At 58.1% G+C, this 16,382-nt stretch carries 14 protein-coding genes; 10 read left to right on the plus strand and 4 right to left on the minus strand.

The window, feature by feature from the left end; genetic code table 11:
* The first annotated feature begins 5 nt into the window (after positions 1 to 5).
* From JYE50_RS13435 to JYE50_RS13465, 7 genes are read left to right on the plus strand one after another with little or no spacing between them, the layout of a single operon-like run.
* Positions 6 to 1,487 (plus strand): NHL repeat-containing protein, encoded by a 1,482-nt coding sequence (locus JYE50_RS13435; RefSeq protein ID WP_084096110.1) that lies wholly within the window; start codon positions 6 to 8, stop codon positions 1,485 to 1,487.
* Complete coding sequence (locus JYE50_RS13440) at positions 1,484 to 2,116, plus strand: Yip1 family protein (protein WP_084096111.1); 633 nt, start codon at positions 1,484 to 1,486, stop codon at positions 2,114 to 2,116. Before JYE50_RS13435 ends, JYE50_RS13440 begins: the two co-directional genes overlap by 4 nt.
* 14 nt (positions 2,117 to 2,130) lie before the next feature.
* The gene (locus JYE50_RS13445) at positions 2,131 to 4,722 is read left to right on the plus strand and encodes a DUF5696 domain-containing protein (protein ID WP_084096112.1); all 2,592 of its coding nucleotides are present in this window, start codon (positions 2,131 to 2,133) and stop codon (positions 4,720 to 4,722) included.
* Positions 4,719 to 5,645: a carbohydrate ABC transporter permease gene (locus tag JYE50_RS13450; protein WP_283399219.1), complete on the plus strand. Its 927-nt coding sequence runs from the start codon at positions 4,719 to 4,721 to the stop codon at positions 5,643 to 5,645. Before JYE50_RS13445 ends, JYE50_RS13450 begins: the two co-directional genes overlap by 4 nt.
* Positions 5,646 to 5,665: 20 nt before the next feature.
* Entirely contained in the window at positions 5,666 to 6,670 is a 1,005-nt protein-coding gene (locus JYE50_RS13455) for a carbohydrate ABC transporter permease (RefSeq protein ID WP_084096113.1), read from the plus strand.
* Between the two features lie 59 nt (positions 6,671 to 6,729).
* The gene (locus JYE50_RS13460) at positions 6,730 to 8,439 is read left to right on the plus strand and encodes a hypothetical protein (RefSeq protein WP_084096114.1); all 1,710 of its coding nucleotides are present in this window, start codon (positions 6,730 to 6,732) and stop codon (positions 8,437 to 8,439) included.
* A gap of 32 nt (positions 8,440 to 8,471) precedes the next feature.
* The gene (locus JYE50_RS13465; protein ID WP_084096115.1) at positions 8,472 to 9,839 is read left to right on the plus strand and encodes an ABC transporter substrate-binding protein; all 1,368 of its coding nucleotides are present in this window, start codon (positions 8,472 to 8,474) and stop codon (positions 9,837 to 9,839) included.
* 71 nt (positions 9,840 to 9,910) lie between these two features.
* Here JYE50_RS13465 and thrH read toward each other — a convergent pair whose 3' ends face one another.
* On the minus strand, positions 9,911 to 10,510 hold the full coding sequence (gene thrH, locus JYE50_RS13470; protein WP_084096116.1) for a bifunctional phosphoserine phosphatase/homoserine phosphotransferase ThrH: 600 nt from the start codon (positions 10,508 to 10,510) through the stop codon (positions 9,911 to 9,913).
* Between the two features lie 15 nt (positions 10,511 to 10,525).
* The gene (locus JYE50_RS13475; protein ID WP_084096117.1) at positions 10,526 to 10,678 is read right to left on the minus strand and encodes a rubredoxin; all 153 of its coding nucleotides are present in this window, start codon (positions 10,676 to 10,678) and stop codon (positions 10,526 to 10,528) included.
* A 223-nt stretch (positions 10,679 to 10,901) separates the two neighbouring features.
* Here JYE50_RS13475 and JYE50_RS13480 point away from each other — a divergent pair, with 223 nt between their 5' ends.
* Positions 10,902 to 13,526 (plus strand): translation factor GTPase family protein, encoded by a 2,625-nt coding sequence (locus tag JYE50_RS13480; RefSeq protein ID WP_283399220.1) that lies wholly within the window; start codon positions 10,902 to 10,904, stop codon positions 13,524 to 13,526.
* A gap of 52 nt (positions 13,527 to 13,578) precedes the next feature.
* Here the strand turns inward: JYE50_RS13480 and JYE50_RS13485 are convergent, their stop codons facing one another.
* Together JYE50_RS13485 and JYE50_RS13490 are read right to left on the minus strand one after the other, a co-directional pair.
* A complete protein-coding gene (locus JYE50_RS13485; protein ID WP_084096118.1) occupies positions 13,579 to 13,770 on the minus strand; it encodes a hypothetical protein in 192 nt (63 codons plus the stop codon).
* Between the two features lie 58 nt (positions 13,771 to 13,828).
* Entirely contained in the window at positions 13,829 to 14,374 is a 546-nt protein-coding gene (locus JYE50_RS13490) for an NADH peroxidase (RefSeq protein ID WP_084096246.1), read from the minus strand.
* A gap of 242 nt (positions 14,375 to 14,616) precedes the next feature.
* Between JYE50_RS13490 and rpsB the strand changes: the two genes are divergently transcribed.
* The gene (gene rpsB / locus JYE50_RS13495; RefSeq protein ID WP_084096119.1) at positions 14,617 to 15,375 is read left to right on the plus strand and encodes a 30S ribosomal protein S2; all 759 of its coding nucleotides are present in this window, start codon (positions 14,617 to 14,619) and stop codon (positions 15,373 to 15,375) included.
* Between the two features lie 41 nt (positions 15,376 to 15,416).
* Positions 15,417 to 16,343, plus strand: coding sequence for a translation elongation factor Ts (tsf, locus tag JYE50_RS13500; protein ID WP_084096120.1), 927 nt, complete (start codon positions 15,417 to 15,419; stop codon positions 16,341 to 16,343).
* Positions 16,344 to 16,382 lie beyond the last annotated feature (39 nt).

Below are 16,382 nucleotides of genomic sequence, written 5' to 3' on the forward strand. Positions count from 1 at the left end.
GGAGCATGAAGCAAGTGAAACGGATCCTGTGCCTGATGCTTCTGGCCTGCCTGGCCGCGGGAAGCGCGTGCGCCGCGGATTCCCTGCCGTATGACTGTTACAACTATGACCACTGGAACAATATCCTGTATACCCCGGCGCCTTACGTTCCGGACGGACTGGTCAGCGGTGCCACGCTCAGGCTGGAAGGGGAGCCTGTCGGCGCCTTCCGGAATCCCCAGGACCTGTGCGTGTCGGCGGACGGGGATGTGTATATCGCGGATACCGGGAACAACCGGATCGTGGTGCTGGCGCCGGACCTGAAGACGGTCAGGCGGATCATCACCGGCTTTGAGGCGGAGGGCGGCACGCAGACATTCAACGCGCCTACCGGCGTCGCACTGTCGGAAAAACACAGGCTGTATATCGCGGACAGCCTGAACCGCCGGATCGTTGTGCTTGAACCGGACGGAACCTTTGTCAAGTATGTGCGGGACCCGCAGAGCGAGGTGCTGGACGAGGGCTATGTGTTCACTCCCCTGCGGGTGTCTGTGGATTACGCGGACCGGGTCTATGTGATCGCACAGAACATGTTCCAGGGCATCATGGTTTTCAGCGGGGAAGGAGATTTCACCGGCTTTTTCGGAACGATCAGCGTGAAGATCTCCCTGTGGGAAAAGTTCTGGCGCAAGCTGGCGACCAAGGAGGAGCGGAGCAAACAGCAGCTGTTTATTCCCACTGAATTTACCGGTATCGATGTGGATGACGAAGGCTTTGTTTACGCGTCCAGCAAGGATACGGACGGCCTGCAGGCTGTCCGCCGGCTGAATCCGAAGGGTGAAGACGTGATCCGGAAGGGCCCCCGCGGAAATCTGGGCGGTGACCGGGTGTTCGGTTCGGTCGGCAACTATGCCGGCCCAAGCCAGATCGTGGACGTGGTGTACCGCGGCCACGGGGCTTATTCCCTGCTGGACAGCCGGCGGGGCAGGATCTTTACCTATGACCATGAAGGAAACCTGCTGTACATCTTTGGCGGCATCGGCACGCAGGCCGGGACCTTCCAGACGCCCGCGGCCATTGAGAAGCTGGGAAGCAGCCTGCTCGTCCTGGATTCCCAGCAGGGGAACCTGACTGTATTCGCAGAGACGGAATACGGCGCCCTGATCAACCGGGCGGTCAGCCTGCGGTTTGACGGGGATGAAAGCCAGGCGGTTCCGCTGTGGCAGGAAGTGCTGCGGCTGGACGAGATCAACGAACTGGCGAATACCGGGATCGGCAAGGCCTACCTGTCCGCGGGAGACAACGCGAACGCCATGCTGTACCTGCGGCGCGGAATGAACCGGGAGTATTACTCCGTCGCCTTTAAGCGGTGGAGGAATGAACGGCTGCGGAACAATATCAGCCTGATCCTTTCCGGCGTTGTCGCTGCGGCTGCACTGGCCGTGCTCTGGGTGAAGGCGGTCCGGCCGGCGATCCGCAAAAAAGGGAAGAGGAGGGATCCGTCATGAACCGGATGGGAATCAAGGACAAATGGCAGCATTTTTTCCATACGGTCAGCCATCCGGCAGACGGGTATTACTGGATCCGGCATCAGGAAAAGGGCAGCCTGTGGATCGCCTTCCTGATGGTGCTCCTGTACGGAATCGTGTTCTCCATGAACCGGATCTCTTCCAGCTTTATTGTCAACGATATTGAGCCCCGCACCGTGAACCTGCCGGCGGAGCTGGCAGGCGTCATTCTGCTGTATCTCATCCTCTGTGTCGGCAACTGGTCCGTGACCTGCCTGATGGACGGAGAGGGAAGGTTTAAAGACATCCTGATCGCAGCGGGTTACGCCTTGTTTCCCATGATGGCGGCCACCGCGGCGGCGACGGCTGTTTCCCACCTGGTGGCGGAGAATGAGGAGGCGTTCTACACCCTGCTGATCGGCCTGGGTACGGCCTACACCGTGATCATGCTGGTGATCGGGATCATGCAGGTACATAACTATACCTTCGGTAAAACGCTGATCACACTGTTTCTGACGGTGGTGGCGATGCTGATCATTATTTTCCTGGGACTGCTGGTGATCAATTTCATTACGCAGGTGTATTCGTTTTTCCGGGGGATCTATATGGAACTGATTTTCCGTGTGTAAGGAGGGAATGCTGAATGAATGAGAAAAACAGGCTGACCCTCCCGACCGCCTTCCGGCGTGTACTGTGGATCATCGCGGGCCTGGCTGCGGCTGCCGCGGTGCTGTTCCTTGCCCGGTACGTGATCCACTACCGGGCGTATGACGAGTACCGTCAGTATATTGTTCAGCCCGCGGCGAAAACGGAAGCGGAAGCCCTGAAGCCCCTGAAGGATCCGGAGAACGCAGTGCCGGGATTCGTTCTCGCGGCACAGAATGACCGGCTGGGACTCTACCTGAAGGAAAAAACCGCGGAGATCGCGCTGTATGACAGGAAGAGCGGGCTGACCGTCTATTCCAATCCGCAGGACGCGGCAGATGACCCGGTGGCCCGGTCCGGACTGAACCAGGCAAACCTGAAGAGCCAGTTTATCCTGAACTACCTGGATACAAACTCCCGGGAAGGTACACCCTGGAGCTCCTACGCCAAGTGCGTGGAGAACGGGCAGATTGAATACCTTCAGCTGGAAAACGGTTTCCGGGCGGTTTATACACTGTCCAATGAAAAGCTGATGCTTGTACCGCAGCAGATGACGGCGGAATGGTACGGCATCCTGTCGGCTTCCGGAAAGAAGCAGGCGGCCAAATCCTATGTTCTGGATGAGGAAACCGGTCTGTATGTGCTGAAGTCCCAGGGCGTCACGGCCCGCCACCGTCAGCAGATCGACGCGGACGCGCGCAAGGCCGGTTTCACCATGGAGGATTACGCGGAGATGCAGGCGCTGGCAGAGGAAGAGGAATCCGAAGCGGCGGAAAGCACTTCCTTTGTGGTTGCCCTGGATTACACGCTGACGCCGGATGGGCTGACGGTCACCATCCCCCACGCGGAACTCGCGGAGACGGGCGGGGCAAAGATCCGGACCATCCAGCTGCTGCCGTTCTTCGGCGCGGCCGGTACGGCGGAGAAGGGTGTGATCGTGGTTCCCGACGGCAGCGGCGCCTTGATCCGTTTCAACAACGGCAAGAATACCGCGCCCCAGTATAACCAGAACATTTATGACCTGGATCTGATCGACAGCGATATTACCGCCACGCAGAATATGCAGTCCGCCAGGCTGGCGCTTTTCGGCATCTGCCGGGAGGACTGCGGCCTGCTGGTCTCCTGCGGCAGAGGCGCGGCACTGGCGTCTGTCACCGCGGATGTGGCGGGAAGGAACAACAGCTATAACTACGCCTACTTTACCTTCGGCCTGAGACGGACCGATACCCTGATGGTGGCCGGAGAGGAAGCGATCGTGGCGGAACAGGATTCCTACCCGGTGGACTGCGCCGTATTCTACCGGATCCTGGACGGGGAATATACCGGCTATAACGGACTGGCAAGGGCTGTGCGGGAATCCCTGCTCGCGGACGGCAGCCTGACACTGAAAACGGAAAAGTCCGGCGATATCCCCTTCTACTGCGACATTCTCTGCGGCGTTCGGGAAACGGCGCACTGGATGGGTGTTCAGTATCTCCGGGTTATGCCGATGACGACCTTCGCCCAGGCGGAGGAGATTTTGTCCGGGCTCCGTCAGGAGCAGGTAGGGAACCTGCGGGTGAACCTGCAGGGCTGGATGAACGGCGGATATTACCACGATCCGGTGAACCACGTCTCTGTGCAGGGCGGACTCGGCGGGGAAAGAGGATTGCAAAGCCTGCGCGCGGCAGCCGCTGAAACCGGAGGAAAGATTTATCCGGACGCAGCCCTGCAGCAGGTGACCGAGATCGCGAAAGGATTCCTGCGCAGCGAGGAAGCCAGCCGGTATTACGCCAAGGGCTATGTGGCGGAATTCGGTACCGTCAGTCCGGTTTCCATGAGGCGTACGGCCACCATGGGATTTACGGAGCGGGCGTATATGCTCCTGTCCCCCCGTTTCCTGCCCCGGTATGCCGCCAGTCTGGCATCGGCGGCGGAGCGGCTGGGCCTGGACGCGCTTTCACTCCGGGACCTGGGAAACGAGGTCCATGCGGACAAGCGGCGGACGAACGTCATCAGCCGCGAAGCGGACCTGGACCTGGTCAGGCATGCCTTCGGCGTTATTGGCGCCGGAAAGCGTGAACTGATGGTTTCCGGCGGCAACGATTACAGCTTCCCCTATGTCCGGCACGTGATCAACGCGCCGGTGGAGGCGACGATGTTCGCTATTGTGGATGAGCAGATTCCGCTATGGGAGATGATCATCCACGGTTCGGCTGATTACTGCGGCTCGCCGCTGAACCTGATGCAGAGCGAGGACCGGCGGGCAGCCCTGCTGCACCTGATCGAATACGGCGCGTCAACGCACTACACATTTACCTGGCAGGACGCGGCGGATATGAAGTACACCGGGCTGAACAACAATTACGCCACGACCTTCTCTTCATGGAAGGAGGAGGCAGCGGAAAGCTACCGCTTTGTGAACGGAGCGCTGGCTGGGGTGAGCGGCGCGGAGATGCTCCGGCATGACCGGCTCAGCGATACGCTGGCCCGCGTGACGTATTCCAACGGCACGGTGCTGTATGTGAACAGCGGGGAGCATGAAGCTGAGGCGGACGGATACCGGATCCCGGCAATGGATTATCTGGCGGTCGGAGGAGAAAACGAATGACTGGCATCCGCAGAAAAAACCGTATTTTTCATCTTTCCTATGAGCAGAGGAACGCCGTGCGCGGATACTGGTTCATCCTTCCGTGGCTGATCGGCTTCCTGGTGTTTTATGCCGGGTGCCTGGTGCAGCTGGGAGAATTCAGCCTGTCCCGGATCGGCCTGGACGCCGCTACGGGTATGACAAAGGAGTATATCGGCTTCGGCAATTATATCGAGGCATTCACAAGCCACGCCACCTTCAAGCAGACACTGACATCCTCTGTGATGGATATGCTGATCGACCTGCCGATGATCCTGTTCTTCAGCCTTTTTGTGGCGATGCTCCTGAACCGGAAGTTCAAAGGCAGGGCACTGGTACGCGCGATCTTCTTCCTGCCGATTATCCTGAGCGCGGACGCGGTGGGCTCCGCCATCACCCGGGCGACGGAACTGGTGAATGCCGGCGTGTCCTCCGCAAACCTGGAAACCGCGCAGGCGGGGACCGTCTCCGTAGCCTATTACATGCAGCTTTTCGGCGACCTGGCCATTCCGGAATCCGTGCTTGGCTACATTGTGGATGCGGTGAACCGGATCTCGTCCATCATCAAGGGATCGGGCGTGCAGATCATCCTGTTCATCGCGGCGCTGCAGTCCATTCCGGGTTCCCTGTATGAGGTGGCCCGCATTGAAGGAGCGACAGGGTATGAATCCTTCTGGAAGGTGACTTTTCCCATGGTTATGCCGCACATGATCACAAACACGATCTACACGGTCGTGGACCGGTTTTCCTCCAGTGAGGTGATCAGACTGGCAACGCGCACTTACAAGGAACTGTACAACTACGGCCTGTCGTCAGCGTTCTCTGTGGTCTCGACACTGATCACCATCCTGATCCTGGGGCTGATCGTTTACCTGCTGAACCGGCGGACCTTCTATTACAACTGACGGGAGGAGGGAGAAAGAACATGCAGACAATCCATCCGGCACAGAACGGAAAAATCACCTGGCAGGGATTCCGGAATTCTCCCGCCTACGCCAATCAGCGGGATAAAACCCTGAACGGGATGAAGAACCTGGTGATCGGTCTTTTCCGGCTGATCGTGATCGCCGGGATCAGCTATGTCATTCTCGCTCCGGTGATCAATATCATCTCGAACTCCTTCTTTTCCCGGCAGGACTCCATTAACCCCATGGTATTCACGATCCCGATCAACCCGACGCTGGAACGCTATAGCATGGCAGTCAAATACCTGAATTACCTGCCCATTCTGGGCAATACGATTCTGTATGTGTTCGGGGTGACCCTGATCCAGCTGCTGATCTGCTCCATGGTCGGTTACGGTTTTGCCCGTTTCCGCTTTCCGCTGAAGAGCGTGCTTTTTGCTTTTGTGCTTGTGATGATCGTCATTCCGCTGAATACGATCCAGTTCCCGCTTTATACGACCTTCCGCTTCTTTAATCCCCTGGGAATTGTAGGACTTTTCAACGGTGGGAAGACGATCAACCTGCTGCAGACCGCCTGGCCGACGTTCATCATGTCCGTTTTCGGCTGCGGCCTGCGGTCCGGCCTGTACATCTATATCTTCAACCAGTTCTTCCGCGGCCTGCCGAAGGAGATTGAGGAGGCGGCCCTGGTGGACGGCGCCGGCACAGCCCGGACGTTTTTCACCATCATGATGCCCAATGCGGCTCCGGCGGTCATTACGGTTGCCGTGTTCTCCATCGTCTGGCAGTACAACGATTCCTTTTTTGCCAACACCTTCAACATTTCCGATTCCATCCTCGTGACCAGGAAGCTGGAATCGCTGATCAACGTGATCGCCAATGCGGAAAAGGTGCTGACCATCCGCGAACAGCAGCTGTATTTTGACGCCGGCGTGGTTCTGGTCCTGGTGCCGGTGGTGGTGATCTACCTGGTGCTGCAGCGGCGGTTTATCGAGGGCGTGGAACGTTCCGGTATTGTGGGCTGAGCCCGCTTTCAATTGTTAATTACCCGGGATCGGGTAAAAAATAAAAGGAGGAAAGTCCTGTGAAGAAACTCATTTCCTGGTTGCTGGTTGCCGTTATGGCAGTCGGTATGTGCTCCTGGGCGTCTGCCGATCCGGTGAACGCGCTTGACTTCGAAGACGGCGTTTTTGCCTTCCTCGGTGTTTCCGCTGCGAAACCGAACGCAGATGCCTCAACGGCCCTGGAGGTTGTTGACTACAACGGCTCCAAGGCACTGCGCGTTGCCGCGCAGGGAATCCCCTATGTGGCCCTGAACCTGGAGGGCCTGGCCGGCGAAAAGCTGGCTGACGTTGCCGCTGTCACGTTTGACATCGGTGTTGACAAGGCCGCGGACGGCAAGTTCTACGCGGTCTCCGGCGTGGTATACAGCTACACCGGCGAGAACGCGGATGAGAACAAGGCCGACTGGTCTGTCTATCTGGAAAAGAAAAATCCGCGCAATGTAAAGATTCAGTTCAAGGCGCCGCTTGTTGCCGGCGCGGGCAACTACATCATGATCTCCAGGGAAGACCAGGCCGGCGGAGAACCCGCGACCTTCTACCTGGACAACATTCAGTTCCTGGACGCGGAAGGAAACGCGATCGCCCTGGATCCGACTGCGGAATATGTGTCGGAGGCTTCCGAAAAGGATCTGAGCAACCTTGTTGCCCTGACGAACGCCGTTGAATTCCCGGATTTCCACAAGTCTGCCGGTGCCTGGGCACAGGACGGCCTGGAAATGCCGCAGGAGATTATTGATGCGCTGGTGCCCGGCTCCGTGGTGGAAGTGGAATACGCGAGTGCGGACGGCTCCATGTGGATCGTCATGCCCTGGGCAACCGCCGGCTGGATGCGTGTCGGCCAGGGAACTGCTGCCATCAACAACAGCAAGACCATTGCCCAGATTCCCTATGAGATGATCGAAGCCCTCTGCGGTGAAGACAAATCCACCTGGGGTGCCATGCTGCAGTGCGAAAGCGCTTCCGACTGGGAAGTCTTTGCCGTGCGCGTGGGTCAGCGGGCAAACCGGATCGTGCTGAAGAACGCGGTTGAATTCCCCGGCTTTACCAAGTCCGCTGACGCCTGGGCGCAGGACGGCCTGGAAATGCCGCAGGAGATCATTGACGCGCTGGTGCCCGGCTCTGTGGTGGAGATCACCTACAGCTCCGAGGACGGCGATATCTGGCTGGTCATGCCCTGGGCGGAAGCCGGCTGGATGCGCGTGTCCCAGGGAACCGCTGCCAAGATGGGCGGCAAGGCCTATATCACCTATGAAGAGATCGCTGCGCTGTGCGGTGAGGACAAGTCCACCTGGGGCGCCATGATGCAGTGCGAAGGCTCCTCTCCCTGGGAGGTTTACGGCATCCGCGTGGGCCAGAAGGCAGAGTTCTTCGGCCTGACCAACCTGGTTGAATTCCCCGGCTTCACCAAGTCCGCTGACGCCTGGGCGCAGGACGGCCTGGAAATGCCCCAGGAGATCATCGACGCCCTGGTTCCCGGCAGCGTTGTGACCATCTCCTATGAATCCGAAGACGGCAATATGTGGCTGGTCATGCCCTGGGCAGCCGCCGGCTGGATGCGCGTTGGCAACGACGGCGCGGACGTGGCGGACGGCAAAATCGCGCAGGTGACTTATGAACAGATCGAAGCCCTCTGCGGCGAGGACAAGTCCACCTGGGGCGCCATGATGCAGTGCGAAAGCTCCTCCCCCTGGAATGTTTATGCTGTGGCCGTGGGCCAGGCGATCAAATGATGACCTGATTTCTGGAAAGGAGAAACTGACTTATGAAAAAAATAACAGCAATGCTGCTGGTTCTGGCTATGGCGCTTTCCATGGCTGTAACGGCGCTGGCGGAAGATCCCCGGAACATTACCATCGGTCTCTGGTGGGACATCTACTATGACTCCAATGACGAATCCTGGGAAGACAATGAAGCCGCGACCGGCAAGGATTCCGATCTCATGCGTTTCGACAATGTGAAGAACATTGAGAACACCTATGGCGTGACCTATGAGTTCCAGAACCTGACCTATGCCGGCGTGCAGGATTCCGTGAACAACTCCATCCTGGCCGGTGAACCGGACTGTGACGTGTACATGGTGGAGCTGGGCTGGGGCGTTCCCGCCGTCATGAACGGCTATGCCATGGACCTGCGGGAAGTCCTGGATCCCGATGATCCGCTGCTCACCCATAACGACACCGTCATGAATTATGTGGCGCTGGAAAGCGGCGCTGTCTCCCTGCTCACCGTCAACGGCGCAGAGGACCAGGTGGCCGCCACCTATCCCCTGGCTTTCAACCTGCAGATGATCGAGGAAGCCAACCTGGAGGATCCCCGGGACCTGGCTGCCCGCGGCGAGTGGACCTGGGACAAGTTCCGGGAGTACTGCATTGCCCTGACCAAGGACAACGACGGCGACGGCGTCACGGATGTTTACGGCTACGGCGCCTGGATCACGGACTGCCTGCCTTACTGGTATATGTCCAACGGCACAACGCTGGCCTCCTCTCCCAAGGAGAACCTCTCCTCTGTGGAGATGGGTGAAACCCTGAAGTTCCTGCAGGATCTGTGGCTCACGGACAAGGCGGCCTATCCGCTGCCCGAGGAGAACGGCTGGGATGTCTGCCGCTGGCTGTACCGTGACAAGAAGGTGGCCTTCACCACCACCGCTGCCTGGATCATGGCCAACTATGACGACTATAACTGGGACGGCAAGGCCGAAACCACCCTGGACTTCGACATGGTCTTTGTGGATTACCCCATCGGACCTCACGGCAACGCGGAAACGAACGCCACAAAGATCGCGGCCGGCAGCTTCTACTTCATCCCCGTCGGCATCGAGAATCCGAAGCTGGTCTATGATGTTTTCCGCGCCTACCAGAACTGGTATCATGACGACACTGCCCTCCGGGATGATCCGGAAGAGCTGGAGTGGTGGTACACCACCACGTCCGACAAGCTGGACCTCCAGGAGTGGAACTTTGAAATCATGAAGAAGATGGGCGAAAAGACGGTGGTCGACTTTGCCGGCACCGTGCTGGGAGAGATGCCGCTGGTGGAATTCATCAACGGCGACCTGACCCCCGCCCAGCTGCAGGAGGAATACAAGCAGGTGGTTCAGGATACCCTGGACCAGATTTTCGGAGCCTGATCCGGAAACCTGTTTCCAAAAGGAAAGGGAGAGTCACAATTCTGTGGCTCTCCCTCTTTTGGTTTGTTGAGTTACAGTGCTTTGCGGATCTGCGCAAGCAGCTCGTCATAGGTTTCGCAGGCAGGCAGCTCCGGATAATCCTTTTTGATCTGCTCAGTGGAGCGGAACAGGATTCCGGCCTTGCTGGCCTGGATCATGCCCAGGTCATTGTAGCTGTCGCCGGCGGCGATTGTTTCAAAGCCGATGCTCTGCAGAGCTTTGACGGTGGTCAGCTTGCTCTTTTCCACGCGGATGCGGTAACCGGTGATCATGCCGTCTTCCCCCACCTCCAGCTCGTTGCAGAAGATGGTGGGCCAGCCCAGCTTCTTCATCAGGGGAGAAGCAAACTGGGTAAAGGTGTCGGACAGGATGATCGCCTGGGTTTCACTCCGCAGGGTGTCCAGGAATTCCTTCGCACCGGGCATGGGATCGATGGTGGCGATGGTGTCCTGGATGTCTTTCAGGCCCAGGCCGTGTTCCCGCAGGATGCCAAGCCGCCATTTCATCAGCTTGTCATAGTCCGGCTCGTCCCGGGTGGTGCGTTTCAGTTCGGGGATACCGCTGGCCTGGGAAAAGGCGATCCAGATCTCAGGAACGAGTACCCCCTCAAGGTCCAAACATACGATATTCATAAACAACAATCAGCCTCAGACGGGAGTAAAGGCATCCTTTCCGAGACCGCAGACGGGGCAGACCCAATCCTCCGGGATGTCTTCCCACGCAGTGCCGGCAGCAATACCGCCTTCGGGGTCGCCGACTTCAGGATCGTAAATGTAGCCGCAGGGACATTCGTACTTCATCGGTTTTCATCCTTTCTTTTCTCTGAACGGAAACGGCGTCATGCCATTTCTCTTACTGGCTTAATCATATGTTAAGGCGTGATGGAAGTCAAGCAGGGTAAAGCATTAATTCACAATTCATAATTCACAATTAATACAGACGCCGCGGACGGAAGGATATTTACGGGCTTCAGTCGAAAAGGAGAAAGGTCAATAAAGAAGATAACAGGAAGGGGGAACAGCTGTGGCGGAGAAACTGACGGTTGGCCTGGCGGCGCATGTGGACGCGGGCAAGACAACCCTGTCCGAAGCCATGCTGTTCCTTAGCGGAGCCGTGCGCCGGCAGGGCCGGGTAGACCACGGGGACGCGTTCCTGGATACGGAAACAATGGAGAAGGAACGCGGAATCACGATCTTCTCCAAGGAAGCCAGGCTGACCTGGCGTAAAACCGACCTGACGTTGGTGGATACCCCCGGGCATACGGATTTTGCCGGGGAGGCGGAGCGGGCCATCAGCGTGATGGACGCGGCGGTGCTGGTGATCAGTGCGACTGAAGGGATCCAGTCCCATACGCGGACCCTGTGGAAGCTGCTGGAAAGCAGCGGGGTTCCGGTGGTTTTCTTTATCAATAAAATGGACCGGTTTGCCGGGACCCGCGAGGAACTGATGACAGCCCTCGGAGCACTTTCGGACCGGGTCGCGGACTTTACCGGAGATCCATCGGAAGCGATCGCCCTGTGCGATGATACCTGCCTGGACCTGTTCCTGCGGGAAGGTTCGATCCCGGAATACCGGATCAGGGCGCTGGTCCGTGACCGGAAACTGTTTCCCTGCTTTTTCGGCGCGGCCCTGAAAAACGAAGGCGTTGAACCGCTGCTGGACTTCCTTGCCGCTTTTGCGGAGGAAAAGACATACCCGAAGGAGTTCGGCGCGCGGGTGTACAAGATCGCCCGGGATCCCCAGGGAAACCGGCTGACTTTCCTGAAGGTGACCGGCGGCGAGCTGAAGGCCCGGGACCAGCTGGCCGGAGGTTCCGGTGAAACTGCCTGGACGGAGAAAATCCAGGAGATCCGGCTGTATTCCGGAGCCCGGTATGCGGCAGTGCCGCAGGCAGCAGCGGGAGAACTGTGCTGCGTCACGGGACTGACCAAAGCCATGCCCGGGGACGGCCTGGGAACGGAAAATAAAGGCGGGGAGCAGACCCAGCGTCCCTGCTATGCCTGCCGGGTAATCCCGGGGCCCGGGGAAGACCTGCATAAGGTGCTGGACTGCCTGGAAACGCTGACGGAAGAGGAGCCGCTGCTGCAGGCGGAGTTTATGGAAGCCCGCCGGGAGATCCGCGTGCATTCCATGGGCGATGTGTACCTGGAAGTACTCCAAAGGCAGATGAAAGACCGGTTCGGGATTGAAATCTCCTTCGGGGAGACCAGCGTGCTGTACCGGGAAACCATTGCGGAAGCGGTGGAAGGTGTGGGGCACTATGAGCCGCTGCGGCATTACGCGGAGGTCCACCTGTGGCTGGAACCGCTGGAGCCCGGAAGCGGCCTGGTGTTTGACACCGATGTTTCCACGGACGATCTGGCCCTGAACTGGCAGCGGCTGATCCTGACCCACCTGAAAGAAAAGATCCACCGGGGCGTGCTGACCGGCGCGCCGGTGACGGATATGAAAATCACGCTGATCAACGGCAAAGCCCACCTGAAACACACGGAGGGCGGGGATTTCCGCCAGGCGACCTACCGGGCGGTGCGCCAGGGCCTGATGAAGGCCCGGAGCATCCTGCTGGAACCTTACCTGACACTGGAGATTACCGCGCCGCAGGAAAGCCTCGGGCGGATCATGAATGACCTGTCCATGATGGGCGGAAAACCGGAAGGGCCCGAGGACGCGGAGAAAGGGTTCCGGATCATCCGGGCGGTGGTTCCCGCTTCCGCCTGCCGGAATTATGCCCGGGACCTGAATGCCCAGACCCGGGGGTTGGGACGGATGACCTCCTCCTTTGCCGCTTACCTGCCCTGCGCGGACGCGGAGAGGATCATTGCGGAGAAAGGGTATGACCCGCTGCGGGATGTGGTGAACCCGCCGGATTCTGTTTTCTGTTCCCATGGCGCCGGGGTGGTTGTTCCCTGGGATGAGGTGGAGCAGTATATGCACCTGCCGCTGCGGGAAGCGGGGAAAAAGACGGATGCCGGGATCGCTGTCCGGACAGCCGGAAGCACTTTTGCCCGGAGTTCGGCGGAGGAAGAAGAAGCTTTGCGGATCATCTTTGAAAAGACGTACGGTCCGGCAAAGACCCGCCAGCTGCTGAGACCGGTGCCCAAGGAAGAACCCGCGGCACAGCCGGAGGAAAAGCGGGAACCGGCTCCGGAAGGAGAGATCCTGCTGGTGGACGGCTACAACGTGCTGTTTGCCTGGGATGAGTGGAAGGACAGCGTCCAGGAGAATTTTGACGCTGCCCGGATGCAGCTGACGGAGCTGATGTGCGATTACGCAGGCATGACCGGAAAGGAAGTCATCCTGGTCTTTGACGCCTATAAAGTCAAAGGCGGCATGGGCAGCGCGGAAAGATACAAGAATATCTATGTGGTCTATACCCGGGAAGCCCAGACGGCGGATGCTTATATTGAAAAGACGACCCTGCTGGCCAGGAACCGGGCGAGGGTGCGGGTGGTGACATCCGACAGACCGGAACAGCTGATCGCCCTGGGCAATGAAGCATTGCGCACTTCCGCGCGGGAATTCCGGCGGGAGGTGATCGGCGTGCAGGGCAGCATAGCGGATTTCATCGCGAAAAACAACCGCCCCGGAACGGAACGATCCCTGGAGCGGCTGTACAAGGAAGCCTGGAAAAAGAATAAAACAGAATAATTAAGGAAAGGGGAGTCCATACGGACTCCCCGATGTTTTTACAAACAGGATCTTACTTGCCGTCCTCACCCTGATACCGCGCGCGGTTCAGGGTATCGCCCCAGTCAGAGACGTTCTCCAGTACTTTGTCCGGGCTTTTTTCAGTATAGGTTCCCTTTTTCTGCGCTCTTTTCTTCATCCAGAAACCGATAGCTGCCAGTACGATGAGAACGGCAAAAAAGATGATCATGAACTGTCCGACCATGATGACTTATACCTCCCGGATCAGGCTGTGTGCCTGGGATTCCGCACCGCAGTTTAACTTATTTACCGAAGTACCTCTCCAGCAGGCCCTTGAAGGCTTTGCCATGGCGGGCTTCGTCGCGGGCCATTTCATGCACGGTGTCATGGATGGCGTCGAGGCCCAGCTCCTTGGCCTTCTTGGCCAGGTCGGTCTTGCCCTGGGTGGCGCCGTTTTCGGCTTCCACGCGGACGCGGAGGTTTTCCTTGGTGCTGGGGGAGACTACTTCACCCAGCAGCTCGGCGAACTTGGCGGCGTGTTCCGCTTCTTCAAACGCGGCGGTCTTCCAGTATTCGGCGATCTCCGGATAGCCTTCCCGGGCAGCTGCGCGGCCCATGGCCAGGTACATGCCGACTTCGGTGCATTCGCCCTCGAAGTTGGCGCGCAGGCCGGCCTTGATCTCTTCCGGAACGTCCTTAGCGACGCCGATCACATGCTCGGACGCCCAGGTCATTTCGCCTTCCTGCTTGATGAACTTGGAACCGGGAACCTTACAAACAGGACACTTTTCGGGCGGTTCGGGCCCTTCATGTACGTATCCGCATACGGGACATACCCACTTCATAATGTTTACCTCCATATTTTTTTGTCAAATCCGGCATTTTGCCTGAACAGATTATACCATTTACGATGGATGAAAGTAAAGGAAGAAAAAACTGTTGTATATCAACGAAAAAACTTGCTTTTGGTTGAAATATATGCTAAAATCCATCCGATTACGCACCTTTTCCCTGTGATCGCTTGTGCCGCGAACGCGGTGGCCGGTCGCAAAAGGGAAAGGGGTGGAAAATAACAAGGAGGGAACCCCTAATGGCAGTCATTTCCATGAAACAGCTCCTGGAAGCCGGCGTACACTTCGGTCATCAGACCCGCCGGTGGAACCCGAAGATGGCGCAGTACATCTTCACCGAACGTAACGGCATCTACATCATCGACCTGCAGAAAACCGTCCGCAAGGTTGATGAAGCTTACGCTTTCGTCCGCGACATCGCGATGGAAGGCAAGAGCATCCTGTTCGTCGGCACCAAAAAGCAGGCTCAGGAATCCATTGAATCCGAAGCCAAGCGCTGCAACATGTTCTACGTCAACAACCGCTGGCTGGGCGGCATGCTGACCAACTTCAAGACCATCCGCACCCGGATCGAGCGTCTGAACCAGATCGACAAGATGGAACAGAACGGCCAGTTCGATGTGCTGCCCAAGAAGGAAGTTATCAAGCTGATCCACGAGCGGGAAAAGCTGGAAACCAACCTGGGCGGTATCCGCGACATGAAGAAGCTGCCCGGCGCCCTGTTCGTTGTGGACCCCCGCAAAGAGCACATCGCCGTGACCGAAGACCGCATCCTGGGCATCCCGATCGTGGGTATTGTTGATACCAACTGCGATCCCGACGAGATCGACTACGTCATCCCCGGCAACGACGACGCTATCCGCGCTGTCAAGCTGATCGCCGGCAAGCTGGCTGATGCTGTGCTGGAAGGCAAGCAGGGCGAGCAGAATGAAGCGGAAGCTGAAGAAGTTCCCGCCGAAGCCGAAGAAAAGGCCGCTGAGGAAGCTACCGAAGCTTAATCCAAACAATAGAATAAGTATATTAGAGAGGATTGATCAAAATGGCAGCAATTACTTCCGCTATGGTTAAAGAGCTGCGCGAGCGCACCAGCGCCGGCATGATGGATTGCAAAAAGGCTCTGGTCGAGAGCGACGGAGATATGGACAAGGCCATTGAATGGCTGCGTGAAAAGGGACTGAGCCAGGCTGCCAAGAAGGCCAGCCGTATCGCCGCTGAAGGCGTGGTTGCCCAGTACACCAACGAAGACAGCTCCATCGGCGCGATCGTCGAAGTGAACTGCGAGACCGACTTCGTTGCCAAGACCGATAACTTCATCGGTTTCGCCAACAAGGTTGCCAAGCAGGTTGCCCTGGCCAACCCCGCTGATGTTGACGCCCTGATGGCTCAGGCCTTCGTGGACGACAGCAGCAAGACTATTTCCGACCTGGTCAGCGACGCGACTGTCGCGATCGGTGAGAAGATCTCTGTTCGCCGCTTCAGCCGCTACGAGACCACCGGTGTGGTTTCCACCTACATTCACCTGGGCGGCAAAGTCGGCGTTATGGTCGAAGTTGCTGCTGATGCTGCCGGCCGCGCCAGCGAAGACGTGAAGACCTTCGCTCATGACCTGGCCCTGCAGATCGCCGCTGCCAAGCCCGAAGCTGTCCGCCGTGAAGAAGTGGACGTTGAGAAGCTGGAGAAGGAAAAGGAAATCCTTCGCGCCCAGGCTCTGAACGAGGGTAAGCCCGAGAAGATCGTCGACCGCATGGTCGAAGGCCGTATCGAGAAGTACTACAAGGAAGTGTGCCTGCTCGAGCAGCCCTTCGTCAAGGATCCCGATAAGAATATCAAGGGTCTGATGGGCGAGATCGCCAAGGCTGCCGGCGCTGAACTGGATGTTGTGAAGTTCAGCCGCTTCGAGCGCGGTGAAGGCATCGAAAAGCGGAAGGATGACCTGGCCGCTGAGATCGCCGCAATGCAGAAGTAAGATTTGCATTATAAAAGGACTGTCTGCGGACAGTCCTTT

It is taken from the genome of Aristaeella lactis, assembly GCF_018118585.1.
Lineage (GTDB): Bacteria > Bacillota > Clostridia > Christensenellales > Aristaeellaceae > Aristaeella > Aristaeella lactis.

Bases quoted from the DNA above. Each gene is read 5' to 3' on its own strand.
- JYE50_RS13435 (WP_084096110.1), top strand. From the start codon at position 6: ATGAAGCAAGTGAAACGGATCCTGTGCCTGATGCTTCTGGCCTGCCTG.
- JYE50_RS13465 (WP_084096115.1), top strand. From the start codon at position 8,472: ATGAAAAAAATAACAGCAATGCTGCTGGTTCTGGCTATGGCGCTTTCC.
- tsf (WP_084096120.1), top strand. From the start codon at position 15,417: ATGGCAGCAATTACTTCCGCTATGGTTAAAGAGCTGCGCGAGCGCACC.
- JYE50_RS13445 (WP_084096112.1), top strand. From the start codon at position 2,131: ATGAATGAGAAAAACAGGCTGACCCTCCCGACCGCCTTCCGGCGTGTA.
- JYE50_RS13475 (WP_084096117.1), bottom strand. From the start codon at position 10,678: ATGAAGTACGAATGTCCCTGCGGCTACATTTACGATCCTGAAGTCGGC.
- JYE50_RS13455 (WP_084096113.1), top strand. From the start codon at position 5,666: ATGCAGACAATCCATCCGGCACAGAACGGAAAAATCACCTGGCAGGGA.
- JYE50_RS13440 (WP_084096111.1), top strand. From the start codon at position 1,484: ATGAACCGGATGGGAATCAAGGACAAATGGCAGCATTTTTTCCATACG.
- JYE50_RS13485 (WP_084096118.1), bottom strand. From the start codon at position 13,770: ATGGTCGGACAGTTCATGATCATCTTTTTTGCCGTTCTCATCGTACTG.
- thrH (WP_084096116.1), bottom strand. From the start codon at position 10,510: ATGAATATCGTATGTTTGGACCTTGAGGGGGTACTCGTTCCTGAGATC.
- JYE50_RS13450 (WP_283399219.1), top strand. From the start codon at position 4,719: ATGACTGGCATCCGCAGAAAAAACCGTATTTTTCATCTTTCCTATGAG.
- rpsB (WP_084096119.1), top strand. From the start codon at position 14,617: ATGGCAGTCATTTCCATGAAACAGCTCCTGGAAGCCGGCGTACACTTC.